The following is a 22,456-nucleotide window of genomic DNA, read 5'->3' on the forward strand; positions in this document are numbered from 1 at the left end:
TCAGGAAAGTTCGGTTGCCGCGATGTCCTCGAGCGAACGCCCGCGCGTCGGAATGCCCATGAAAGTGACGGCCGCTGCGCCCAGCAGCAGCACCGCCGTGGTCATGCCGAACACGCCCGCAAAGCCCAGCGCCGGATAGATGAAGCCCACCAGGATCGGCGCCGTGATGCCCCCGATGCGCCCGATGGCCGACGCCAGGCCGGAGCCCGTGGCGCGCACCTGCGTCGGAAACACCTCTGGCGTATAGGCGTAGACACCCGCATAGGTGCCGTTCATGAAGAAGGACAGCAGAACGCCCGCCGCCATGATCTGCGCGTCGCTGTGCGTAAAGGCCAGCCCCAGCGCCGAGATGCCGCCCAGCAGCATGTAGCTCACGATGGTCGCCTGCCGGCCGATCTTCTCGTTGAGCCACGCGGCCGAGAAGTAGCCCGGAATCTGCGCGAGATAGATCACGAGCGAGTAGCCGAAGCTCTTGGTGATCGTCATGCCGTTCTGGATCAGCAGGCTGGGAATCCACGTGAAGAACGAGTAGTAGCTGAAGGTGATCGCCAGCCACATCAGCCAGGTCATGGTGCTGATGCGGATGAGCTTGCTGGAGACCAGCGTGGCGTAGTTCTTCAGCAGGCTGCCGCGGCTGTTGCTGGGCGGCGGCGCGGCCACGTCTTGCGCGTTGAGCGCGGGCAGCGCAAGGCCGCGCTGCACCGTCTCGGACTCCATTGCATCGACGATGGTTTCGGCTTCGGCCTGCCGGCCCTGGCTTTCGAGCCAGCGCGGCGATTCGGGCAGCGCACGGCGCCACCACAACAGCAGCAGCACCGGCATTGCGGTAATGAAGATGACGATGCGCCATCCCTGCGGATGCGCCGGCACGATGAAGTAGCCCAGCAGCGCCGCCGCGACGAAGCCGAACGAGAAGAAGCCCGCCAGTGCGCCGGTGAAAGTGCCCCGGTAGCGGCGCGCCACAAACTCCGAAAGGTAGGGCGCAATGATTGCGCTCTCCGCGCCTGCGCCGAAGCCGGCCACGATGCGCAGCGCAAGGAACACCGTCCAGCTGTCGACCATGCCGCTGAAGAGCGACGCCACGCAGTAGATCGCCAGCGCCGACATCATGACCACGCGCCGCCCGAACAGGTCTCCGCAGGTGCCTGACGCAAGCGCACCGAAGAAGAAGCCGATGAAGTTTGCGCTGGCCAGCACGCCGATCTGCACGCTGCTGAGCCCCCATTCGGTGCGCAGCACCGGCAGCACGAAAGCGATCACCGCGGCGTCCATTGCGTCGAAGGTGTAGCCCAGCCCTCCCATCATGAGCAGCCGGCGGTGAAAACCGGAGAAGGGCAGGCGCTCTATGCGAGCCGACAGCATGGTCATGTGAATCCCTCGACTTCGGTGGTGGTGCGTTGAAGCGGCAGATCGTAGGATCGCGGGGATATCACGACAAATTTATACGTGTGATTGTGTTTATAGATCCAGTGAATGATCGGGCCGCACACAATGAACTACCGCTCTGCCGATCTCAACCTGCTGAAGGTGTTCGAGGCCCTCATGACCGAAGGCAACGTCACGCGGGCAGCCAGCAAGCTGTCGCTCACGCAGCCCGCGGTCAGCAATGCGCTGCGCCGCTTGCGGGAAACCTTCGACGACGCGCTCTTCGTGCGCAGCGGTGCCGGCGTCAACCCGACGCGGCGGGCCATCGACCTGTGGGAGCCGCTGTCGCAGTCGCTGCATGCGATTCGCGGCACGCTCGACGTCGAGCGCTTCGATGCCCTGCGAAGCACCGCAAGCCTGAGCATCGCAATGTCCGACTACGTGTCGGGCATCGTGGTGCCCCGGCTCGCCAGCAGGCTCAGCAAGTCGGGGCCTTCGATGCAGATCCACGCCATTCCCAACACGCTGGTCGATTTCGACAAGGTGCTGGCCGACAACAAGGCCGATTTCGCGATCAGTGTCTACAACGAGGAAGTGCAGCGCCCGGCGTTTCTCAAGTCGAGGGCGCTGTGGTCGCCCGATTTCGTCTGCGTCATGCGCACCGGGCATCCGCTGGCGCGCGCCGACAGGATTCCGCTGAAAAAATTCCTGGCGGCGCGCCACGTGGACGTGAGCCTGGTCGGCAAGACCACGCCCACCTACGACCTGTTCCTGCACAGCCGCGGGCTGCAGCGCAACCTGGTCGCGACGGTGAACCACTACGGCGCGGCGTACGAAGTGGTGCGCCGTTCCGACCTGATGGCGGTGCTGCCGTGGTCCGAAAAGTTCGAGCCCGCGCGCTGGCGGGCCTTCGCCGGATGCCGGTGCCGCTGGAGGCTCCGGCACGCATCATCGAACTCTTCTGGCACCAGCGGCACGAGACTTCGGCGCTGCACCAGTGGCTGAAGAACACGCTGCTGGCGCTGTTCGAGCAGCCTTCGTGATCAGGCGCGCAGGTGTATCACCTGCAGGTCGTGGTGCGCGCCGGCATGCAGCCGTGCCACCTCGGCCGCGCGCCGCGTGAGCACTGCTCGCTGGTTGATGTAGCCCTTGTCGGTGATCTCGCCCGCATCGAGGCTCGGCGGCTCGGAGAGCACCAGCGCGCGCGTGGGGCATTGCGACGAGCCCGCGCCTTCGTCCCGCAGTGTGCGCAGCACGTCGGCAATTCGCTCTGCAAGTGCCTGTGGCGCAGCTTGCGGAGCGGCAAACACCAGCATGCCGATCTCGTCGCTGTCGTGGCCGGTGAGCACCACGTCCTGCGCATGCGGCGCCAGCATCGACACCAGCTTGACGCGCAGGGTACCCACCGACACCCAGGTGCCGCTCGAGAGCTTGAAGTCTTCCGCCACGCGGCCGTTGAAGACCACGCCGCGCTCGGGCCGGCCGGCATCGGCCAGGTAGCCCGCATCGCCGATGCGGTAGTAGCCTTCTTCGTCGAAAGCCTCCGCCGTTTCACGCGGCGCATGCCGATAGCCCGGAAACACCGAGACACCCTTCACGCGCATCTCGAGCTTCTGCCCGTTGGGCACGAACTTGAGCTCGAGCCCCGGCAGCGGCGCGCCGATGCAGCCCGCGCCGTCGAGCTTCCAGTGCGCCGAGGTGATGGCCGGCGACGTCTCGGTTGCGCCCCATGAGGTGGTGAGCCACAGCGGGCGCTCGGGCCGTACGCGCTGGGCCACCGCTTCGAGCCGCTGCCAGGTCGAAGGCGCGAGCGCCGCCGCTGCGTAGAAGGCCAGCCGCAGCCGCGAGAACACCTCGGCGGCCAGCGCGTCGTCGGCTTCGAGAAACGGCAGCAGCATGTCGAAGCCGCGCGGCACGTTGAACAGCAGCGTCGGCTTTACCTCTCGCAGGTTGCGCACGGTCTTTTCGATGAGCCCCGGCGCCGGCCGGCCTTCGTCGATGTAGAGCGCGCCGCCGTGGCACAGCACCATGTTCAGGTTGTGGTTGGCGCCGAAGGTGTGGCTCCAGGGCAGCCAGTCGACCAGCACCGGCTTCTCCAGTGCGAGAAAGCGCCAGGTCTGCGCCATCATCTGCTGGTTGGCGCACAGCATGCGATGGGTGTTGATCACCACCTTGGGCTTGCCCGTGGAGCCCGAGGTCAGCAGGTACTTGGCGTGGGTGTCGGGCAGCACGGCCTGGTAGGCCTGCGTCACGGCCGGCGTTTCGCTGGCCTCGAGCAACTGCGCAAAGGGCAGGGCGCCGGCGTGCGCGTCGGCATTGCAGCTGAACACCGCCACCGCCTCCACGCCGCAGCCCGCGAGCGCGCCGCCGTACACCTTGGCGTCCGATGCGTAGACCAGCGCCGGTTGCAGCGCCTGCAGCATGCCGTGCAGCCGCGACGGGTCCTTGGCCATGCGCGAGTACGCGCTTGACAGCGAGCAGGCCGTGCGCCCGATGTGCATGGCCGCCAGCATCAGCACGGCATGGTCGATCGAGTTGTCCGAGAGGATTGCAATGGGCTTGCCCTCGGGCAGCTTCAGGTCGAGCAGGGCCTGCGCCACCGCGCCCACGGCCTGGCGCAGCGCGCGGTAGTCGAGCCTGCGCCAGCCTTCGCCGCTCTCGTCGCGTTCCGCAAAGGCCAGCGCATCGGGCGTTTCGCGCGCCCACCGTTCGATCCATTCGCCGATGCACCGCGCGTAGGGCTTGAGCGCCATCGGCGAACGCAGCGCGAAGGAGCCGTCGTCGAAATCGATGCGCACCGTGCGCGGCGGGGCGATCTGGCTCTCGTCAAGGAGGAAGTCGTCGTTCATGTCAATCGAGTTTGCCGGTATCGGCTTTGGCGCGAATCAGGTTCAACAGCAGGATGTCGCGGGCGGCTTCGAGGTCGGCCACGCGCCGCGAACCCAGTTCTTCGGCCACGCCCTCGGCCACCTTCTCTTTGAGCTCTTCCGTCATCGACGGCGCGCCGAGATCCTTCCACCAGTCTTCGATCGGTCCGCCCAGATGGGCGAGCACATGCTCGAGGCCGCCCGCGCCACCCGAGAGGTGCAGGTTCATGAAAGGGCCCATCACGGCCCAGCGCAAGCCGGGGCCGTGCGCAATGGCGGTGTCGATGTCGGCCACGCTCGCCACGCCTTCGTTGACCAGGTGAAAGGCCTCGCGCCAGAGCGCGGCCTGCAGCCGGTTGGCAATGTGGCCCTTGACCTCGCGCTTCACATGGATCGGCCGCTTGCCGATAGCGGCATAGAAGGCCATCGTGCGTTCGATAGTCTCGGCGGAAGTGCGCTCGCCGCCGACAACTTCCACCAGCGGAATCAGGTGCGGAGGATTGAACGGATGGCCCAGCACCACGCGCTCCGGGTGCTTGCATTCGGCTTGCACCGCACTGATGGCCAGCCCTGAAGAGCTCGACGCCAGGATGGCATGGGCCGGCGCGGCCTCGTCCATGCGCCGGAACAGGTCAACCTTGAAGTCCAGCCGCTCGGGGCCGCTTTCCTGCACGAAGTCGGCGTGCGCCACTGCATCTTCAAGCCGCGCATGAAAGCGCAGCCGACCGGGCGAGGCCCCGGTGGCCAGGCCGAAGCGTTCGAGCGTCGGCCAGTGTGCGGCCACCGCCGCGCGCAGCCGCGCTTCGGCGTCGGGCGAGGGATCGGTGGCGTCCACGTCCAGGCCCTTCGCCAGGAAGAAGGCAGCCCAGCTGGCGCCGATGACGCCAGTGGCAACCACCGCCACGCGTTGGGGAATTTCCGCCGGTTGGGGAGTCGGTTCCATCCGCATCGCCTCAGGAATCCGCCGTGAAGCCGATCTTCTTTACCAGCGGCCCCCAGCGCTCCGCCTCGGCCCGCTGCGAGCGCGCCATTTCCTCGGCCGTGGAGCCCTGGGCGATCAGGCCGACCACGACCAGGCTGTCCGTCACCACCTTTTCCTTGATGGCCGCATTGATCGCGGCATTGGCCGCGGCCACCACGCTGGCAGGCGTTTTGGCCGGTGCATAGAAGCCGAACCACTCCTCGGTGGTCAGCTCCCCGAAGCCCTGCTCGGCAAAGGTCGGCACTTCCGGCGAGAAGGGCGAGCGCGCCTTGCCCGATGTGGCAATCAGCCGCAGCTTGCCGGCCTTGTGGTTGGGAATGAAGTCGCCGCTCGGGGTGACCATGGCGGCGATCTGCCCGCCCACCACGTCGGTCACGCCGGGAATCGAACCGCGATAGGGCACGTGCTTCAGGTCGACCCCATTGTTCAAACCCAGCAGCGCGCCGATGAAGTGCGGCGTGGAGCCGGCGGCAGGCGACCCATAGCTGGCCTGGTTGGGGTTGGCCTTGGCCCAGGCCAGGAAGTCTTTTACCGTGCGCACATCGGCCGGCACCAGAGGGCCGATGGCCAGCCCGTGGTGCATGACGGCGGCAATCGACACCGGCACGAAGTCCCTGCTCGGGTCGTAGCTGAGCTTGCTGTAGATGTGCGGATAGATCGAGGTGCACGAGAACGGCGACAGCGCCAGCACGCTGCCGTCGGCCGGCGCGCTCTTGAGCGTTTCCAGTGCAATGCGGCCGCCCGCGCCCGGCTTGTTCTCGACCACGGCCACGTTGCGGGTGTAGGCCGAGCCCGCGAGCTTTTCGCCCACGCGGCGCGCCACGCTGTCGCCCGAGCTGCCGGCCGGAAAGCCGTAGTAGATCTTGACCTGCTCGAGCGCCTGGGCCAGCGCGGCCAAGGGCGAGAGGGTGCCCAGCGCAGTGGCTGCGCCCAGGGTGTGGAGGAAGTGGCGGCGGTTGTTCATGGCATGTCTCCTGTTTTTCTGGCGGGTATCCGGCAAGGTTCTGCGGGTTCGATCGGCCGCTTCAACGCGGCGCGAACTCGGGGCGCGGCCCGCCTCTGCGCGGCAGTCCCATCATCTGCCTTGCTTCGGCCGGCGTGGCCACTTCCATGTCGAGCTCATGGATAACGCGCACGATGCGCTCGGTGAGCTGCACGTTGGTGGCGAGCTCGCCATGGCGGAAGTAAAGGTTGTCTTCCAGCCCCACGCGCGCATGCCCGCCCAGGAGCAGCGCCGCCACGTTCGCTTCGAGCTGCGAGGTGCCGATGCCGCTCACGCCGAAGATGCTGCCGCGGGGCAATGTGTCCACCATCATCTGCAGGAAGCGCGGCGAGTACGGCATCGCGTTCTGGAAGTTGCGGTGCACGTTCATCACCAGGTTGATGAAGTAGGGCTCGTCGTCATGGCCCTCGCCGATCAGCGTGGTCGTGTCCTGCAGGATGTGGGTGGGGCTGAACACCTCCCACTCGGGCTTGATGCCGCGCGCCTTCATGCCGGCGGCCAGTTCGCGGCCGCGGGTAATGGGCGTGTCCATCAGGATCTGCTTGCCCTCGAAGCTCAGGTTCAGCGTGGTCGCATCCAGCGTGCACATCTCGGCGCCTGCATCCATGCCCTTGATGCGCTCTTCCCACGCGATCTCCCAGCGGTCGCCCGCCAGCGGCTTCACCATGTCGCCGTGCACGCCGCCGCCGGTGGAGTTGTTGATGACGATGTCGCAGTCGGCATTGCGGATGCGGCTGTTGATGTCGCGGTACACCTCGGCGTCGCAGGTGGCGCCGTCGTCGGGCCGCCGCGCGTGGATGGCCGCCACGCTGGCGCCGGCGTTCCAGCAGCGCAGCACGTCGGCCGCGATTTCGCCTGGCTGGGTGGGAAGGTGCGGGTTCTGCGACTTGTGCGCCATGCCGCCGGTGGGGGCAATGGTCACGATCACTTTGCGCTTCGACGACATGCTCCGGGTCTCCTGGTGTCTTCGTTCATGGGGGGCGCGCTATTATTTTTTGGAGGCGCAGGCACACTCAGTCATTGCGACGACATTTGGAGTCAGGGTTTACGCGGCGCGGCCCCTTTTCCGCGACATCAGGAGCTTTCTTTTCATGTCCACGACGAAGCCGGCCATCAAGGCGGCATCGCTCACGATCGAGCAGCTGCTTCAGCGCTCGGCCTGGTTTCCGCTGCTCGACGAAGCGGCGCGCGAGCGGGTGCTCGACGAAATGCGCGAAGTCGAGGTTGCGGCCGGCGCCGCGCTGTGCCGCCGCGGCGATACGCCGCTGCACTGGTACGGCACGCTCGAAGGCCTGCTCAAGTGGTCGATCACCTCCAGCGACGGCCGCTCGGTCACCTTCGGCGGGCTCTCGGTCGGCTGCTGGTTCGGCGAAGGCACGCTGCTGCGCGCCGCCCCGCGCTCGGCCGATGTCATTGCGCTGCGGCCCAGCCGCGTAGCCCAGCTGCCGCTGGAGGCTTTCGAGTGGCTGCACCGCACCCAGCGCGGCTTCGATCACTTTCTGCTGCAGCAGCTCAATGAACGGCTGCACTGGTTCATGGGCAACTACGCGGCGCACCGGCTGCTCGATGCCGACAGCCAGGTGGCCCGCGCGCTGGCGGGCCTGTTCCATCCGTGGCTGTATCCGGGCAGCGAGCTGCATCTGCAGACCTCGCAAGAAGAGATTGCGAATCTCTCGGGGGTCTCGCGGCAGCGCTGCAATGCGGCGCTCAACAGGCTGAAGGAGGCGGGCTTCCTGCGGATCGAATACGGCGGCATCACCGTGATTGACCTGGAAGGGCTGCGGCGGTTCATCGAGTAGGCGCGGCTCGCCGCGCCTGGGCGCCCTCACTTCGCCGGCTTCGCCTTGTCCGCCAGCCGTTTGCGGTACTCCGTCGTCGTCAGGCCCGCAAAGCCCCAGTCATCGGTGTCGATCTCCTCGATCACGATGTGCGTCCATTCGGGCGGCTTGTTCAGCACGCGTTCAAGCGTCTCCGTGAACTCGGCGATGACCTGGGTCTTCTGTTCACGCGTCACGCCGTCGCGGGTGATCTTCAGGTTGATGAAAGGCATGGTGTGCTCCTTGGATGAATGAACGAGGGGATTACCACTTGCCCGTGCTCATGCCGCCGTCCACCGGCAGCACCACGCCGGTCGTGAAATCGGCGCTGGTGAGGTAGAGCACCGCATCGGCGATTTCGCGCACGGTCGCAATGCGGCCGGCGGGCGCAAGGCCGTTCAGAAATCCATGCTGCTCGGGCGTGTACAGCGGCGTGTCGACGATGCCGGGCGCCACCGCATTCACCTTGACGTTGTGCGGCGCGAGTTCGAGCGCCAGCGCGCGCGTCGCGGCGTTGATGCCGCCCTTGATCAGCACCGGCAGCAGGGCCGGCACCTGCTGGTTCGGCTGCAGCGCGATGCTGGCGGTGATGTTCACGATGTGGCCCTGGCGGCGCGCCACCATGTGCCTTGCCGCGGCCTGCGAGGCGTAGACGAAGCCCTTGAGGTTGGTGGCCACCAGCTGGTCGAGTTCTTCCTCTGTGTACTCGACGAACGGCTTGGCGTTGAAGATGCCCGCGTTGTTGATGAGCACATCGACTTGGCCGAAGCGCTCCACGGCGCGGTCGATGAGCTGCTGCGCGGTCGCGCGCTGGCCGATATCGCCGGCGACGCCGAGAAAGCGTGCCGGGTTGCCGAGCTGCTTTGCCGCGGCCGCGAGCCGCTCGTCGGTGCGTGCGTTGGCGACCACGTTGAAGCCGCGTTCGAGGTAGGCCTCGGCGAGTCCCAGCCCGATGCCGCTCGAGGCGCCGGTGATGACGACCGTGGATGAAGTGCTGCTGTCTTGCATGTCGGGTTCTCCAGAAGTTGATGACGTGGGGAGAACTGTATTGATGACGCAGACATAGATAAATCACTAGACTCGCACTTCAATTGATACATGGGGTAATCAAACCATGCAGCGGCAGTTCGGCGACATCCTCCTGGGCAGCATCGAACTCTTCTGCCTTGCGGCAGAAACCGGCGGCTTCACTTCGGCGGCACTCGCGGCGGGTGTGACGCCGGCGGCCGTGAGCCGCTCGATCTCGCGGCTCGAAAAGCGGCTGGGGCTGCGTCTGTTCGTGCGCACCACGCGCAGCGTGCGGCTCACCGACGCGGGCCGCACCTACTTTGCGCAGTGCCAGCAGGCGCTGGCGCAGCTTGCCGATGCCGAGCGAGAGGTCATGGGCCAGCAGGCGCAGCCTTCGGGCACGCTGCGCATCAGCGTGCCCACCACCTACGGCCACCACCGCATCCTGCCGCTGCTGCCGGCGTTCCGCGAACGCTTTCCCGACATCCGGCTGCATGTGCACCTGAGCAACCGCAACATCGACTTCGTGGAAGAGGGCTACGACATGGCCGTGCGCGTGCGCGCCCAGCCCGACTCCACGCTGATCGCGCGGCACCTGGAAGATGCGAGCCTGGTCGTGGTCGCCACCCGCAAGTACATGAAGAAGGCCGGCACGCCGCGCACGCTGGACGATCTTTCCGCGCACGAGTGCATCCAGTTCGAGCTGCCCAGCAGCGGCCGCCGCATCTCATGGCTCTTCAAGGAAAACGGCAAGGACCGCGAGGTCTTCGCGGACAGCGCCTACAGCTGCTCCGACGACGTGCTCGGCGGTGTCACCCTCGCCAGGAGCGACGCCGGGCTGTTCCAGACCTACCGCTTCGTCGTGGAAAAAGAGCTGGCGGACGGCACGCTCGTCGAAGTGCTCAAGCCCTTTGCGGGCCGCTCGCGCCCCTACACGCTGCTGTACCCGGACGGGCGACACGTGCCGCTGCGCATGCGGGTGTTCATCGATTTTCTTATGGCGCAGCGCAGCGTGTGAGCGCTACACGCCCAGCAATTCCTCGAGCGCCTTCGGCTCCGCCAGCAAGTCGGCCGAAGCCCCGTGCCGCACGATCTGGCCCTTTTCCATCACCACCGCCAAATCAGTGTGCGCAAGCACCTTGCGGTAGTCGCGGTCGACGATCAGCGTGGCGATGCCGGTTGCGCGAATCTCGCCGATCACGCGCCAGATCTCGGCCACGATCAGCGGTGCGAGCCCTTCGGTGGCCTCGTCGAGGATCAGCAGGCGCGGGTTGGTCATGAGCGCTCGGCCGATGGAGAGCATCTGCTGCTCGCCGCCCGAGAGCTGCTGGCCGCCATGCGAGAGCCGCTCGGCCAGCCGCGGAAAGGTGGCCATCACGCGGTCGAAGGTCCAGGCGCGGCGGCCGTCGATGCCCGCGCGTTCGCTCATCACGAGGTTTTCGCGCACCGAGAGGTTCGGGAAGATACCGCGGCCTTCGGGCACATAGCCGATGCCCAGGCGCGCCATCTTCTCGGGCGGCCAGCCGGTGACGGTGCGGCCATCGACCTGCACTTCGCCCGAAGCGGGCCGCACATAACCCATCATGCTGCGGATCAGCGTGGTCTTGCCCATGCCGTTGCGCCCGAGCAGGCCCACCGACGTGGCGGCGGGTATGCCGGCGTGCACGCCGCGCAGGATGTGGCTGTTGCCGTAGTAGGTGTTGAGATCGCGTACGACGAGCATGTCAGTGGTCCTCTCCGAGGTAGGCGGTTCGCACTTCGGGGTTCTCGCGGATCGACCGAGGGTCGCCGGTGGCGATGACCGTGCCGTTCACCATCACGGTGATGCGGTCGGCAATGCGGAACACCGCATCCATGTCGTGCTCCACCAGCAAGATGGCGTGCGTGGCCTTCAGCCGCGCGAGCAGGGTGAGCATGCGGTCGGTTTCCTCGGCGCCCATGCCCGCGAGCGGCTCGTCGAGCAGCAGCACGCGGGGCTTGGTGGCCAGGCACATCGCCACTTCGAGCTGGCGCTGCGCGCCGTGGCTCAGCGTGCCGGCAATGCGCTGGGATTCGTTCGAAAGGCCCGCCGCTTCCAGCGCCGCATCGGCCGCCGCATTGCTGGCCGCACAGCGCTGCGACGACTGCCACACCGTCCATGGCCGTGCCGTGGCCGCCTGCGCCGCGAGCCGGCAGTTCTCGTGCACGCTGAACTCGGGGAAGATGGTCGTGCGCTGGTAGCTGCGGCCCACGCCGGCGCGCGCGCGGCGCCACTGCGCGCGCTGCGTCACGTCGGTGCCGTCGAGCGTGATGCGGCCTTCGGAGGCCTCGATCTCGCCCGAGAGCATGTTGATGAGGGTCGACTTGCCGGCGCCGTTGGTTCCGATGACCGCATGGACTTCGCCGACGTGCAGGTCGAGCGTGACGGCGTTGACTGCGGTGAGGCCGCCGAAGCGGCGTGTGAGGCCTTGAACGGAAAGAAGAGCGGTGGCGTTCATGGTTTTGCTCCTTCCCCCTTTGGGGGAAGGTTGGGATGGGGGGAGGCAGGGCGCCCGATGGTGGCGCTGCGTGCCCCCACCCCGGCCCTCCCCCGGAAGGGGAGGGAGAAAGACAGAAGACGGAGGCAGGTCATGCAGCCTCCTTCGGCGAGATGCGCTTCACAAGGCCGATCAACCCCTTCGGCAGCAGTGCCACGAACACGATGATCGCAATCCCCAGCGTCAGTTGCCAATGGTCCGCGAGCGGCCCCATCACCGCGTGCGTCGAGAAGATTTCCTTCAGCAACGTGAACGCAATGGCACCGATGACCGCGCCGCGCAAATGCCCGAGGCCACCGAGAATCACCATCAGCAGCACCTCTCCGGAGTTGTGCCAGGCCATGAGCTCCGGGTTGACCACGCCGTCTCGCGAGGCCAGCAGAAAACCCGCGAGTCCGGCCAGCGCACCCGCCAGCACAAAGGCCGCGAGCTTGTAGCCATACACCGGAAAGCCCGCCGCGCGCATGCGCTGCTCGTTCACGCGAATGCCCGCCAGGGCCGCACCGAAGCGCGAGCGGCGCACCAGCGCCAGGAGGCCGTAGGTGAACACCAGTGATGCCAGCACCACGTAGAAGAGCACCATGCGGTTCTCCATGTCGAGCTTGCCGATGGCGGGGCGCACATACATGTAGATGCCGTCGCTGCCGCCGCCCACCTTGGTGTCGTGGAACACGAAGAACGCCATCTGCGCGAAGGCCAGCGTCACCATGATGAAGTACACGCCGCGCGTGCGCAGGCTGAGCGCCCCCACGAAGAGTGCGTAGAGCGCGGCGGCACCCATGGCCGCGGGCAGCAGCAGCGCAAGGTTGCCGCCCTCGTTGCCCGAGGCCAGCACCGTGACATACGCGCCGATGCCGTAGAACGCCGCATGGCCCAGGCTCACGAGGCCGGTCATGCCGACCAGCAGTTCGAGGCTCAGCGCAAAGATCGACAGGATCATCACCTTGACGACGAAGTCCGACACGTAGTTGCCCATCATCGGACCCAGCACGCCGATGGCAATGGCGCAGATCACCGGCACGATGAATGCGCCGCCCCGCGCGGAGGTGTGGACTTGCGTCATGTCCGCCTCCCCATCAGCCCCTCGGGCTTCCAGATGAGCACGATGGCCATCAGCAGATAGATGCCGATGCCGCTCAGGTCCGCGAAGAACACCTTGCCGAAGGTGTCGACGAAGCCCACCAGCAGCGAAGCCAGAAGTGCACCGGTGATCGAGCCGATGCCGCCGATCACCACCAGCACGAAGCAGATGATGAGCACGCTCGCGCCCATGTTCGGATACACCGACGACATCGGCGCCGCAATCATTCCGGCGAGCGCCGCAAGCGCCACGCCTGCCGCAAACACGATGCGGTAGAGCCGCTTCACGTCGATGCCCAGGCCGCGCACCATGTCGCGATTGCTCGCGCCCGCACGAATCATCATGCCCAGCCGCGTGCGGTTGACCACCCAGTACAGCGCCACCGCCAGCACGATGCACGCGGCAGAAGCAAAGAGCCGGTACCACGGGTAGCTCATGACATTGCCGAGCGCAAAGCTGCCGTCCAGCCACGCCGGCACCTTGACCCCGTGCACGTCGTTGCCCACGAGGATGGAGCGCAGCTCCTCGAACACCAGGATCAGACCGTAGGTCATGAGCACCTGCTGCAAGTGGTCGCGCTGGTAAAGGTAGCTGAAGAACGCCCATTCGAGCACGTAGCCGAAGACCGTCGCCAGCACCACGCCGGCCACCAGCATCAGCAGAAACTGGTCCCCGAACAGCGGCGCGAGCGTGAACGCCATGTACGCGCCGATCATGTAGAAGCTGCCGTGAGCCAGGTTGATCACGCCCATGATCCCGAAGATCAGCGTGAGCCCCGAGGCCACCAGGAAAAGCAGGAGTCCGTACTGAACCGAGTTCAGGCACTGGACAAGAAAGGTGCCGAAATCCACGTTAGATCATCCCGGTAGAGGGCTCAGAGAAAGAGCGAGGCGCGCAGCGCCCGCGATGTTCGGGGGACACCGCGGAACCGGCTTTGCCGGTCCGCCGGTGTCGCCCCCTTGAGGGGGGAGTCGAGCTACACGAAGTGAGCGAGGGACGGGGGTGGGTCAATCACATCCTGCATCCACGGGCCGGGTCCGTCAGGCCCTTGATCGCGATGCTCACCAGCCGGTTCTCCTTGCCGTCCACCTTGCGCAGGTAGATGTCCTGCACCGGGTTGTGCGACTTGCTCATCGTGAATGCGCCGCGCGGGCTGTCGATCTTGGCTTTCTCGATGGCGGCGGTGAACTCGGCCTTCTTGCCGATGTCGCCCTTGGTGGCCGCCAGGCCCACGCCCAGCATCTGCGCCGCGTCATAGCCCTGCACGGCATAGACGTCGGGCTGCAGCTTGAACGACTTGGCATAAGCCACGCGGAACGCGTTGTCGCGCGCCGTGTTCAGGCCGTCCGCATAGTGCAGCGTGGTCAGCATGCCTTGCGCGGAATCGCCCTGCGCGTCCAGCGTGCCGTCGGTCAGGAAGCCCGGGCCGTAGAGCGGAATGGTCTTGTTGAGGCCGGCGGCCTGGTAGTCCTTGACGAACTTCACCGCGCCGCCGCCTGCAAAGAAGGCATACACCGCGTCGGGCTTGGCCGCGGCAATCTCGGTGAGCAGGGCCTGGAACTCGACGTTCGGGAATGGCAGCGTGAGCTGCTTGTCGACCTTGCCGCCGGCCTTCTCGAAGCCCTCCTTGAAGCCGTTGACCGACTCCTCGCCGGCCGCGTACTTCCAGGTGATGGTCATGACCTTCTTCTTGCCCTGCTGCTTGGCCGCGACTTCGCCCATGGCGTAGGCCGGCTGCCAGTTGCTGAACGAGCTGCGGAAGATGTTGGGCGCGCACATCGGGCCGGTGACCGCGTCGGCACCGGCGTTGGGCACGATCAGCACGGTGCCGCTTTCCTTTGCGGCCTTGGCCATGGCCATGGCAACGCCGGAGTGCACGGTGCCGACGATCACGTCGACGTTGTCGCGCTTGATGAGCTTGTTGACGTTGTCGGTGGCCTTGGCCGGATCGGATTCGTCGTCGACCTTGAAGTATTCGATCTCGCGGCCGGCGAGCTTGCCGCCCTGCTCGTCGACGTAGAGCTTGAAGCCGTTCTCGATGGCCACGCCCAGGGCGGTGTAGGTGCCGCTGTAGGGCAGCATCAGGCCGACCTTGAGCTTGCCGGTGCCCTGGGCGCCCGCGGCGGATGCCAGGGCGGCGAATGCGATCGCGGTGAGCGCAAGGCGCGCGGTGCGAACCGGGGTGAATGGGGTCATGGTGTTTGTCTCCTGTTTTTGGCAATGAAAGAAGTGGTCGCGACGATGACACGATCCGGCTGATCGCGATGCGGGGAATGCCCGCATTCAGGGATTTCGAGCAGCTCGCATCCACTGACGCGCGCCGCGATGCCGCGGATCTGCGCAAGCGTGCCGTACTCGTCGTCGATACCCTGGATGGCCAGCACCGGGCAGCGGATGGTGTCGAGTTCGGCCTCGATGTTCCATTCGCGAAACGGCGGGTGCAGCCAGATGCGGTTCCACCCCCAGAAGGCCGAGTCGGCGCTGTCGTGGTAGCGCCCGAGCTTCTTCGGCAGGTCGGTGGAAAGGTACGCGGTGCGGGCCTGCTCGATGTTCGCGACGGTCACGTCTTCCACGAAGATGTGCGGCGCCAGGACCACGAGACCCTGCACCCTGTCCGGAAAGCGCGAGGCATACAGCAGGCTGATCGAACCGCCGTCGCTGTGGCCGAAGAGCCAGGGCTTTTCATCATCGCCGAGCTGCAGTGCGGCGAACAGGGCGGGCAGCACCTCGTGCGCCTGGCGGTGCATGAAGTCGATATCCCAGATCTCGTTTTCTTCACGCGGTGTGGAGCGGCCGTAGCCGGGGCGGGAGAACACCAGGCCGCGGGCGTTGGCGGCTTTGCAGACCTGTGCGGGAAAGTCCTTCCACATGGCAACGGAGCCGAGGCCTTCGTGGAGGAAGACGATGAGCGGGGCATCGGTGCGCTCGGGGGCGATCCATTGGCATTCGATGCGCACCGCGCGGTTGCGCCATTCAATGGTGGCGAAGTCGGTGCTCATTGCATTGCTCCTTCCCCCGCTGGGGGAAGGCTGGGATGGGGGCTCGCGGCGCTGGCAGGAGCCATGCCTTTGCAAAGACCGCTTGCCCCCACCCCAGCCCTCCCCCGGAAGGGGAGGGAGAAAGACAGGGAGCCGCTCATGCCTGCCTCTCCCGCTCGCGCAACCTGAACCGCTGGATCTTCCCTGTCGCCGTCTTCGGCAGCTCCTGCACAAACTCCAGAAACCGCGGGTACTTGTACGGAGCGAGCCGTTCCTTCACGAACGCCTTCAGTTCTTCGTCCGTGACCGACTGGCCATCTTTCAGCACGACGAAAGCCTTGGTCTTGGTCAGCCCGTCCGCGTCTTCCTTGCCGATCACCGCGGCCTCGAGCACGGCCGGATGCTGCATCAGCGTGGCTTCTACCTCGAACGGCGACACATAGATGCCACTGACCTTCAGCATGTCGTCGCTGCGGCCGGCATAGGTGTAGTAGCCGTCGGCATCGCGCGTGTACTTGTCGCCGCTCTTGGTCCAGCCGCCCTGGAAGGTTTCGCGCGACTTCTCGCGGTTGCACCAGTACATGAGCGCCGCGCTCGGGCCGCGGATGTAGAGGTCGCCCACTTCGCCGTCGGGCACCGGGCGGCCGTCTTCGCCGCGCAGCTCGACCTCGTAGCCTTCCACCGGCCGGCCGGTGGTGCCGTAGCGCACGTCGCCGGGGCGGTTGGAAATGAAGATGTGCAGCATCTCGGTGGAGCCGATGCCGTCGATGATCTCGCAGCCGAAGTGCGCCTTGAAGCGCTGTGCAATCTCGCCCGGCAATGCCTCGCCGGCGGAAGAGCACATGCGCAGGGCCACGGCTTCGGGTGCCGGCAGCTTGGGCGATGCGAGCATGCCGGCAAAGCCGGTGGGCGCGCCGAAGAACACCGTGGGCTTGTGCTCTACCCAGCGGCGGAAGGTGGCGTCTGGCGTGGGTCGCTCGGCCATCAGCACCACCGTGGCACCCACCGACAGCGGAAAGGTCAGCGCGTTGCCGAGGCCATACGCAAAGTACATCTTCGCGGCCGAGAAGCACACGTCGTTCTCGGTGAGGCCGAGCACCGGCTTGCCGTAGAGCTCGGCCGTCCACCAGAGGTTGGCATGCGTGTGGACCGTGCCCTTGGGCTTGCCGGTGGAGCCGGATGAATACAGCCAGAAACCGGGGTCGTCGGAAGCAGTGGGCGCGGCCGCTGCCATCGGCTCGGCGGCGGCGATCAGGCTGTCGAACTCCAGCGCGCCTTTGGGCAGCGCGCCCGCGGGTTGCGAGACGATCAGCGTGTGCACTTCATGCGCGCCGCGGCCCATCGCCTCTTGCAGGCCCGGCAGCAGCGCGCCCGACACCAGCGCGGCCTGCGCGCGGCTGTGGTCGAGCATGTAGGCGTAGTCGTCGGGCGTGAGCAGGGTGTTGACCGCAACCGGTACGACGCCGGCATAAAGGCAGCCCAGAAAGCTCACGGGCCAGTCGCTGCTGTCGAGCATCAGCAGCAGCACGCGTTCCTCGCGGCGCACGCCGGCAGCCTTCAGAGCGGCAGCCAGGCGGAGCGCGCGGTCTTCGAGCTGGCGATAGCTCAGCGTGCCGCGGTCGTCGATGTAGGCGATGCGTTCGGCGCGGCCGCGGTTGAGGGCGAACAGGTGTTCGGCAAAGTTGAATCGTGCGGGCGGGCTTGTCATGCGTGTCTCCTGGGGCCGTGTTCATTTCTTCTCGGTTCTTCTTGCTGAAGGGCTAGAGGCCGAGTTGCGCGAGCACGCCGGGGCTCGCTTGCACCGCACTGCGGCGGTGATAGAAGTCCAGCGCGCGCAGTCCGCCGAGCTCGGCGCCGCCACCCGCGCGGCCGGGGCCGCCGTGCAGCGACATCGGCATCACGTTGCCATGGCCGGTGTGGGCCTGCGCCACCTCGGGCGTGACCACGTGCACGCGTCCGTGGCTCGGCGCAACCGCAACTGCGGCCTGCGCCAGTGCGGCGTCGTCGCTGCCGTAGAGCGACGTCACCAGCGAGCCCTGGCCGCGATGCGCCAGCGCGATGCCGTGCGCAAGATCGCGGTAGGGCAGCAGCGTGGCGACGGGGCCGAACACTTCCACGTCGTGCACGCGCTGCGCCGCATCGGCATCGCGCGCGCCCAGCAGCACCGGGCCGATGCAGGCGGCCACCGAGGGCTCGGCATCGATCAGGCCCTACCGCGATCTTGCGCACGGCATCGCGCGCGCCCAGCAGCACCGGGCCGATGCAGGCGGCCACCGAGGGCTCGGCATCGATCAGCGGGGTGTTGCGGCCGTCATGCAGCACCGTGGTCTGTGCAGAGAGTGCTTCCAGTCCCTCGTTCACCGCATTCAGCTGCGCGCGGCTCACGAGTGAACCCATGCGCACGCTCTCGTTGCGCGGGTTGCCCACGGTCACGCCCTCGAGCTTGGCGCCGATGGCTTCAGCGGCGGCTTCGTACACCTCGGCCGGCACCAGGATGCGGCGGATGGCGGTGCACTTCTGGCCGGACTTCACCGTCATCTCGCGCACCACTTCGCGCACCAGCAGGTTGAAGGCCTCGCTGCAGGGCGCCTCGCCGGGCAGCAGCAGCGCGCTGTTGAGGCTGTCGGCCTCGATGTTCACGCGCACCGATCGCTCGGTAGCGGCCGGGTGCGAGCGGATGACCGCCGCGGTTTCGGCCGAGCCGGTGAACGAGGCCACGTCGAAGGGCTGCAGCGCATTCATCAGGCCGGCCGAGCTGCCGCAGATGACGGAGAGCGCGCCCGCGGGCAGCACGCCCGCATCGACCACGTCGCGCACCATGCGCTGCGTGAGCCAGGCGGTGGCCGTGGCGGGCTTCACGATCACGGGCACGCCCGAGAGCAGCGCGGGCGCGGCCTTTTCCCACAGGCCCCACGAGGGAAAGTTGAACGCGTTGATGAACAGCGCCACGCCGTGCGTCGGCACCTGCAGGTGTTGCGACATGAACACCGGCTCCTTGCCGAGCTTCGCCGCATCGCCGTCGCGCAGCGCACGCACGTCGCCGAGCGCATCGCCCCACTTGGCGTACTGGCCGAGCGTGAAGATCGCGCCGTCGATGTCGACGGCCGAGTCGTTCTTCACGGTGCCGGAGTTCGCGGTCGCAATCTCGTAATAGGTATCGCGGTTGGCCTGCAGCACCTTCACGATGGCAGCGAGCAGCCCCGCGCGCTGGCGGTAGCTGAGGGCGCGCAGCGCGTTGCCGCCCTGTTGGCGTGCAAAGGCAAAGGCTGCGGGCAGGTCGAGCCCGGTGGCGTCGACGCGCACGAGCTCGGTGCCCAGCACCGGGTCGAACAAGGGCGTGCCGGCGCCCGATCCGCTTTGCCAGCGGCCTGCGACGTAATTGGAAAGGAGCTCGGTCATTGGGTGAACTTGATCTGCCCTTCGGGCAAGAGATAGAGAACGAGCGCGCGGCCTTGTGCCACGGTCGGGCGGTGCGCGGTGCCGGGGCCGTAGACGCACCAGCCCGCGGGCCGGCCGTCGAAGGTGGCGCCCGCGCTGCCTTCGAGCGGCATGATCAGGTCGATCTCGCCGTTGGGATGCGTGTGGTGCGGCCCCGCGATGTCCTGCATGTCGACCACGTCGACCGAGAAGCGGTGCAGTGCGTCTTCGGCCTTAAATACGCGGCCGTAGCGGATGCCGCCGCCCTCGCGCTCGCACAGCCAGCCTTCGGCCACCCCGCCGATGCAGGCCTGGCGCAGTTGCTCGAAAGTGGCGGTGCCCGCGCCGTGCGCGGCGTTCAGCCATTGGTCGAGCTGTTCGTCGAGCGGCCGGCCGGCAATTTCGGCGGTCAGGCCGGCAATCAACTGGTGAAATGCTTCCTTGCTGGACATTGGCGGGCTTCCTTTTTGGAGGCTGGCTGGCAGGGGTGGCGCCACAGCGAACTTATGAACTACATTGCAGGATCGTTGCGCGTGCAGTATCTTGCTTGTGTTCGAACGATAAGCACCGAGTCAATAGGTGTCAAGCAATATAGTGCATATATGGTGTTTACCCTGAGCGCGCACAATCCCGGCCAAGAACGAGGACTTGCATGAACGAGCATGTAGACGCGGTGCTGTCCACCGCGCACGACGGCAATCACGCCGGCAACGCAGCCACGGCATCGGCCGGGGAGGCGCGCAACCCATTGCTGGCGGCATTGGGCGACCGCGTGCGCAACCTGCGTGCGCAGCGCGGCCTCACGCGCAAGGCGGTGGCCATTTCGGCGGGTGTGTCGGAGCGGCACCTGGCCAACCTCGAATACGGCATCGGCAACGCATCGATCCTGGTGCTGCAGCAGGTGGCCGGTGCGCTGCATTGCTCGCTGGCCGAGCTGGTCGGCGACGTGACCACCAGCTCACCCGAGTGGCTGCTGATTCGCGAACTGCTAGAGAACCGCAGCGAAACCGACCTGCGCCGGGTGCGCCTGGCATTGGGCGAACTGCTGGGCACAGCCTCGGTCGATCCGGCGCGGCACCGCCGCATTGCGCTGGTGGGCCTGCGCGGCGCGGGCAAGTCGACGCTCGGGCAAATGCTGGCCGACGACCTGGAGCTGCCCTTCGTGGAGCTGAGCCGCGAGATCGAGAAGCTCGCGGGCTGCAGCGTGCGCGAGATCCACGACCTGTACGGCACCAACGCCTACCGCCGCTACGAACGCCGCGCGCTCGAAGAAACGATCCAGATCTACAGCGAAGTGGTCATTGCCACGCCGGGCGGCATTGTGTCCGACCCCGCCACCTTCAACGAACTGCTCGCGCACTGCACCACCGTGTGGCTGCAGGCCGCGCCCGAAGAGCACATGGGCCGGGTGGCCGCACAGGGCGACACTCGCCCCATGGCCGCCAGCAAGGAGGCCATGGAAGATCTGCGGCGCATCCTGAACGGGCGCGCCGCCTTCTATTCGAAGGCCGACCTCTCGGTGGACACCAGTGGCCGGAGCCTGGCGCAGAGCTTCCAGGCCTTGCGCGGCGCCGCCCGCCAAGCCATGGGCATCGGCGCCTGAACTGAAGTTTGAAAAAAAGCGATTCAGGCATTGACTTGCCTGTTCGCATGCAGCATGATGCATGTCATCGGAACCAGAAGATGCATTATTCTTCCGGTTTGCATCTGGCCCCCACAGGAGACTTCCGTATGACCGAATCCACGACCCTTCAGGCGCCTCCGCGCGTCGACTACCGCATCGAACCCGCGCAGTACAAGCACTGGAAGCTCAGCTTCGACGGTGCGGTGGCGCGCTTGGTGCTCGACATTGCGGAAGACGGCGGCATTCGCCCCGGCTACAAGCTCAAGCTCAACAGCTACGACCTGGGCGTGGACATCGAACTGAACGACGCGCTCAACCGCGTGCGCTTCGAGCACCCCGAAGTGCGCAGCGTGATCGTCACCAGCGGCAAGGACCGCATCTTCTGTTCGGGCGCCAACATCTTCATGCTCGGCGTCTCGAGCCACGCCTGGAAGGTGAACTTCTGCAAGTTCACCAACGAAACGCGCAACGGCATCGAAGACTCGTCGAAGCACTCGGGCCTGAAGTTCATCGCGGCCGTGAACGGCGCTTGCGCTGGCGGCGGCTACGAGTTGGCGCTGGCTTGCGACGAGATCTTGCTGGTGGACGACCGCTCCTCGGCCGTGTCGCTGCCTGAAGTGCCGCTGCTCGGCGTGCTGCCCGGCACCGGCGGCTTGACCCGCGTGACCGACAAGCGCCATGTACGCCATGACCTCGCCGACATCTTCTGCACCAGCGTCGAAGGCGTGCGCGGCCAGCGCGCGGTCGAGTGGCGGCTGGTCGATGCGGTCACCAAGCCCGCGCAATTTGCGGCCGCCGTGCAAGACCGCGCCGCGCAACTCGCCGCCGGCAGCGACCGCCCCGCGGGCGGCAAGGGCGTGGCGCTGACCCGCCTGGAGCGCGAGGAAACCGCCGACAGCCTGCGCTATTCGAACGTCGAGATCCAGATCGACCGCAGCAAGCGCACGGCCACCATCACAGTGAAAGCACCCACCGGCACGCAACCGGCCGGCGTTGCCGACATCGAGGCCGCAGGCGCCGCATGGTGGCCGCTGGCCGTGTGCCGCGAGCTGGACGACGCCATTCTTCACCTGCGCACCAACGAACTCGACATCGGCACCTGGCTGCTCAAGACCGAAGGCGATGCAAAGGCCGTGCTCGCGTCCGATGCCGTGATGCTCGCCCACAAGGACCACTGGCTGGTGCGCGAAACCATCGGCGCGCTGCGTCGCACGCTGGCGCGTCTGGACGTGTCGTCGCGCAGCCTGTTCGCGCTGGTTGAAGCGGGCTCCTGCTTCGCCGGCACGCTGGCCGAGCTGGCCTTTGCGGCCGACCGCACCTACATGCTCGCGCTGCCCGACGATGCCGAGCGCGCACCGAAGCTCGTGCTCAACGAATTCAACTTCGGCTTCTACCCGATGGTGAATGACCAGAGCCGCCTGGAGCGCCGCTTCTACGAAGAAGCCGCGCCGCTCGACGCCGCGCGCGCCGCCGCCGGCAAGCCGCTGGATGCGGACGAAGCACTGAAGCTCGGCCTGGTGACCGCCGCGCCCGACGACATCGACTGGGACGACGAGATCCGCATCGCCGTCGAGGAGCGCGCCGCCATGTCGCCGGATGCCCTCACCGGCCTGGAAGCCAACCTGCGCTTTGCCAGCAAGGAGAACATGGCAACCCGCATCTTCGGCCGGCTCACCGCCTGGCAGAACTGGATCTTCAACCGCCCCAACGCCGTCGGCGAAAAGGGCGCGCTCAAGGTCTACGGCACCGGCGAAAAGGCCGGCTTCGATTTGAACCGCGTTTGAACCCGCAGTCCTTC

The 22,456-nt window shown here is 66.7% G+C and carries 20 protein-coding genes and 1 pseudogene; 5 read left to right on the forward strand and 16 right to left on the reverse strand.

All coding sequences use genetic code 11. From position 1 onward, the window contains the following. Positions 1–1,368 carry an MFS transporter gene (locus QHG62_RS01185; RefSeq protein WP_281148994.1) on the reverse strand — a complete coding sequence of 456 codons (1,368 nt, stop codon included), beginning with the start codon at positions 1,366–1,368 and terminating at the stop codon, positions 1–3. Positions 1,369–1,491: 123 nt separating this feature from the next. Between QHG62_RS01185 and QHG62_RS01190 the strand changes: the two genes are divergently transcribed. Beyond that, the gene (locus QHG62_RS01190) at positions 1,492–2,370 is read left to right on the forward strand and encodes a LysR family transcriptional regulator (RefSeq protein WP_281148995.1); all 879 of its coding nucleotides are present in this window, start codon (positions 1,492–1,494) and stop codon (positions 2,368–2,370) included. A 38-nt stretch (positions 2,371–2,408) separates the two neighbouring features. Here QHG62_RS01190 and QHG62_RS01195 read toward each other — a convergent pair whose 3' ends face one another. The 4 genes from QHG62_RS01195 to QHG62_RS01210 all read right to left on the reverse strand — a co-directional run bounded on the left by QHG62_RS01195 (position 2,409) and on the right by QHG62_RS01210 (position 7,163). Further along, positions 2,409–4,214 (reverse strand): feruloyl-CoA synthase, encoded by a 1,806-nt coding sequence (locus QHG62_RS01195; RefSeq protein ID WP_281148996.1) that lies wholly within the window; start codon positions 4,212–4,214, stop codon positions 2,409–2,411. 1 nt (position 4,215) lies between these two features. After that, positions 4,216–5,175 carry a 3-hydroxyacyl-CoA dehydrogenase NAD-binding domain-containing protein gene (locus tag QHG62_RS01200; protein WP_281148997.1) on the reverse strand — a complete coding sequence of 320 codons (960 nt, stop codon included), beginning with the start codon at positions 5,173–5,175 and terminating at the stop codon, positions 4,216–4,218. 10 nt (positions 5,176–5,185) lie between these two features. After that, positions 5,186–6,178 (reverse strand): Bug family tripartite tricarboxylate transporter substrate binding protein, encoded by a 993-nt coding sequence (locus QHG62_RS01205; RefSeq protein WP_281148998.1) that lies wholly within the window; start codon positions 6,176–6,178, stop codon positions 5,186–5,188. Between the two features lie 61 nt (positions 6,179–6,239). Beyond that, complete coding sequence (locus QHG62_RS01210) at positions 6,240–7,163, reverse strand: 3-keto-5-aminohexanoate cleavage protein (RefSeq protein WP_281148999.1); 924 nt, start codon at positions 7,161–7,163, stop codon at positions 6,240–6,242. Between the two features lie 145 nt (positions 7,164–7,308). On the opposite strand from QHG62_RS01210, the gene QHG62_RS01215 reads away from it, so the two are divergent. Then, positions 7,309–8,016 (forward strand): Crp/Fnr family transcriptional regulator, encoded by a 708-nt coding sequence (locus QHG62_RS01215; protein WP_281149000.1) that lies wholly within the window; start codon positions 7,309–7,311, stop codon positions 8,014–8,016. Between the two features lie 26 nt (positions 8,017–8,042). On the opposite strand, the gene QHG62_RS01220 is transcribed toward QHG62_RS01215, so the two are convergent. After that, positions 8,043–8,267, reverse strand: a complete 225-nt coding sequence (locus QHG62_RS01220; protein WP_281149001.1) for a tautomerase family protein — start codon at positions 8,265–8,267, stop codon at positions 8,043–8,045. A gap of 31 nt (positions 8,268–8,298) precedes the next feature. Then, on the reverse strand, positions 8,299–9,042 hold the full coding sequence (locus tag QHG62_RS01225; RefSeq protein WP_281149002.1) for an SDR family NAD(P)-dependent oxidoreductase: 744 nt from the start codon (positions 9,040–9,042) through the stop codon (positions 8,299–8,301). Positions 9,043–9,148: 106 nt separating this feature from the next. Here QHG62_RS01225 and QHG62_RS01230 point away from each other — a divergent pair, with 106 nt between their 5' ends. Next, positions 9,149–10,060 carry a LysR family transcriptional regulator gene (locus tag QHG62_RS01230; protein ID WP_281149003.1) on the forward strand — a complete coding sequence of 304 codons (912 nt, stop codon included), beginning with the start codon at positions 9,149–9,151 and terminating at the stop codon, positions 10,058–10,060. Between the two features lie 3 nt (positions 10,061–10,063). On the opposite strand, the gene QHG62_RS01235 is transcribed toward QHG62_RS01230, so the two are convergent. From QHG62_RS01235 to QHG62_RS01275, 9 genes and pseudogenes are all read right to left on the reverse strand, one after another. Then, positions 10,064–10,765, reverse strand: coding sequence for an ABC transporter ATP-binding protein (locus QHG62_RS01235; RefSeq protein ID WP_126746614.1), 702 nt, complete (start codon positions 10,763–10,765; stop codon positions 10,064–10,066). Position 10,766: 1 nt separating this feature from the next. Then, a complete protein-coding gene (locus QHG62_RS01240) occupies positions 10,767–11,519 on the reverse strand; it encodes an ABC transporter ATP-binding protein (RefSeq protein WP_281149004.1) in 753 nt (250 codons plus the stop codon). Positions 11,520–11,649: 130 nt separating this feature from the next. Beyond that, positions 11,650–12,621, reverse strand: a complete 972-nt coding sequence (locus QHG62_RS01245) for a branched-chain amino acid ABC transporter permease (protein WP_281149005.1) — start codon at positions 12,619–12,621, stop codon at positions 11,650–11,652. Further along, entirely contained in the window at positions 12,618–13,490 is an 873-nt protein-coding gene (locus QHG62_RS01250) for a branched-chain amino acid ABC transporter permease (RefSeq protein WP_281149006.1), read from the reverse strand. Before QHG62_RS01250 ends, QHG62_RS01245 begins: the two co-directional genes overlap by 4 nt. A gap of 160 nt (positions 13,491–13,650) precedes the next feature. Next, entirely contained in the window at positions 13,651–14,835 is a 1,185-nt protein-coding gene (locus QHG62_RS01255) for an ABC transporter substrate-binding protein (protein WP_281149007.1), read from the reverse strand. Then, on the reverse strand, positions 14,832–15,638 hold the full coding sequence (locus QHG62_RS01260; protein ID WP_281149008.1) for an alpha/beta fold hydrolase: 807 nt from the start codon (positions 15,636–15,638) through the stop codon (positions 14,832–14,834). The genes QHG62_RS01255 and QHG62_RS01260 overlap by 4 nt, the downstream gene beginning before the upstream one ends. Before the next feature lie 136 nt (positions 15,639–15,774). Continuing rightward, positions 15,775–17,325: a benzoate-CoA ligase family protein gene (locus QHG62_RS01265; protein ID WP_281149009.1), complete on the reverse strand. Its 1,551-nt coding sequence runs from the start codon at positions 17,323–17,325 to the stop codon at positions 15,775–15,777. A gap of 52 nt (positions 17,326–17,377) precedes the next feature. Further along, a pseudogene (locus QHG62_RS01270) lies at positions 17,378–19,016 on the reverse strand (3,4-dehydroadipyl-CoA semialdehyde dehydrogenase). Beyond that, a complete protein-coding gene (locus QHG62_RS01275; protein ID WP_258503241.1) occupies positions 19,013–19,486 on the reverse strand; it encodes a DUF4863 family protein in 474 nt (157 codons plus the stop codon). Before QHG62_RS01275 ends, QHG62_RS01270 begins: the two are co-directional and overlap by 4 nt. A 200-nt stretch (positions 19,487–19,686) precedes the next feature. On the opposite strand from QHG62_RS01275, the gene QHG62_RS01280 reads away from it, so the two are divergent. Both QHG62_RS01280 and boxC read left to right on the forward strand, forming a co-directional pair. After that, positions 19,687–20,637 (forward strand): helix-turn-helix transcriptional regulator, encoded by a 951-nt coding sequence (locus QHG62_RS01280; protein ID WP_281149010.1) that lies wholly within the window; start codon positions 19,687–19,689, stop codon positions 20,635–20,637. A 128-nt stretch (positions 20,638–20,765) separates the two neighbouring features. Continuing rightward, entirely contained in the window at positions 20,766–22,442 is a 1,677-nt protein-coding gene (gene boxC, locus QHG62_RS01285) for a 2,3-epoxybenzoyl-CoA dihydrolase (protein ID WP_281149011.1), read from the forward strand. Positions 22,443–22,456: the final 14 nt, after the last annotated feature.

This window comes from Variovorax paradoxus (genome assembly GCF_029919115.1).
Taxonomy (GTDB): domain Bacteria; phylum Pseudomonadota; class Gammaproteobacteria; order Burkholderiales; family Burkholderiaceae_C; genus Variovorax; species Variovorax paradoxus_O.

What these genes read in the sequence shown, in the direction of transcription:
- QHG62_RS01245 (WP_281149005.1), bottom strand. Translation starts at nt 12,621, where the DNA reads ATGACGCAAGTCCACACCTCCGCGCGGGGCGGCGCATTCATCGTGCCG.
- QHG62_RS01200 (WP_281148997.1), bottom strand. Translation starts at nt 5,175, where the DNA reads ATGGAACCGACTCCCCAACCGGCGGAAATTCCCCAACGCGTGGCGGTG.
- QHG62_RS01215 (WP_281149000.1), top strand. Translation starts at nt 7,309, where the DNA reads ATGTCCACGACGAAGCCGGCCATCAAGGCGGCATCGCTCACGATCGAG.
- QHG62_RS01210 (WP_281148999.1), bottom strand. Translation starts at nt 7,163, where the DNA reads ATGTCGTCGAAGCGCAAAGTGATCGTGACCATTGCCCCCACCGGCGGC.
- QHG62_RS01225 (WP_281149002.1), bottom strand. Translation starts at nt 9,042, where the DNA reads ATGCAAGACAGCAGCACTTCATCCACGGTCGTCATCACCGGCGCCTCG.
- QHG62_RS01235 (WP_126746614.1), bottom strand. Translation starts at nt 10,765, where the DNA reads ATGCTCGTCGTACGCGATCTCAACACCTACTACGGCAACAGCCACATC.
- QHG62_RS01195 (WP_281148996.1), bottom strand. Translation starts at nt 4,214, where the DNA reads ATGAACGACGACTTCCTCCTTGACGAGAGCCAGATCGCCCCGCCGCGC.
- QHG62_RS01260 (WP_281149008.1), bottom strand. Translation starts at nt 15,638, where the DNA reads ATGAGCACCGACTTCGCCACCATTGAATGGCGCAACCGCGCGGTGCGC.
- QHG62_RS01265 (WP_281149009.1), bottom strand. Translation starts at nt 17,325, where the DNA reads ATGACAAGCCCGCCCGCACGATTCAACTTTGCCGAACACCTGTTCGCC.
- boxC (WP_281149011.1), top strand. Translation starts at nt 20,766, where the DNA reads ATGACCGAATCCACGACCCTTCAGGCGCCTCCGCGCGTCGACTACCGC.
- QHG62_RS01220 (WP_281149001.1), bottom strand. Translation starts at nt 8,267, where the DNA reads ATGCCTTTCATCAACCTGAAGATCACCCGCGACGGCGTGACGCGTGAA.
- QHG62_RS01280 (WP_281149010.1), top strand. Translation starts at nt 19,687, where the DNA reads ATGAACGAGCATGTAGACGCGGTGCTGTCCACCGCGCACGACGGCAAT.
- QHG62_RS01275 (WP_258503241.1), bottom strand. Translation starts at nt 19,486, where the DNA reads ATGTCCAGCAAGGAAGCATTTCACCAGTTGATTGCCGGCCTGACCGCC.
- QHG62_RS01240 (WP_281149004.1), bottom strand. Translation starts at nt 11,519, where the DNA reads ATGAACGCCACCGCTCTTCTTTCCGTTCAAGGCCTCACACGCCGCTTC.
- QHG62_RS01185 (WP_281148994.1), bottom strand. Translation starts at nt 1,368, where the DNA reads ATGACCATGCTGTCGGCTCGCATAGAGCGCCTGCCCTTCTCCGGTTTT.
- QHG62_RS01190 (WP_281148995.1), top strand. Translation starts at nt 1,492, where the DNA reads ATGAACTACCGCTCTGCCGATCTCAACCTGCTGAAGGTGTTCGAGGCC.
- QHG62_RS01205 (WP_281148998.1), bottom strand. Translation starts at nt 6,178, where the DNA reads ATGAACAACCGCCGCCACTTCCTCCACACCCTGGGCGCAGCCACTGCG.
- QHG62_RS01255 (WP_281149007.1), bottom strand. Translation starts at nt 14,835, where the DNA reads ATGACCCCATTCACCCCGGTTCGCACCGCGCGCCTTGCGCTCACCGCG.
- QHG62_RS01230 (WP_281149003.1), top strand. Translation starts at nt 9,149, where the DNA reads ATGCAGCGGCAGTTCGGCGACATCCTCCTGGGCAGCATCGAACTCTTC.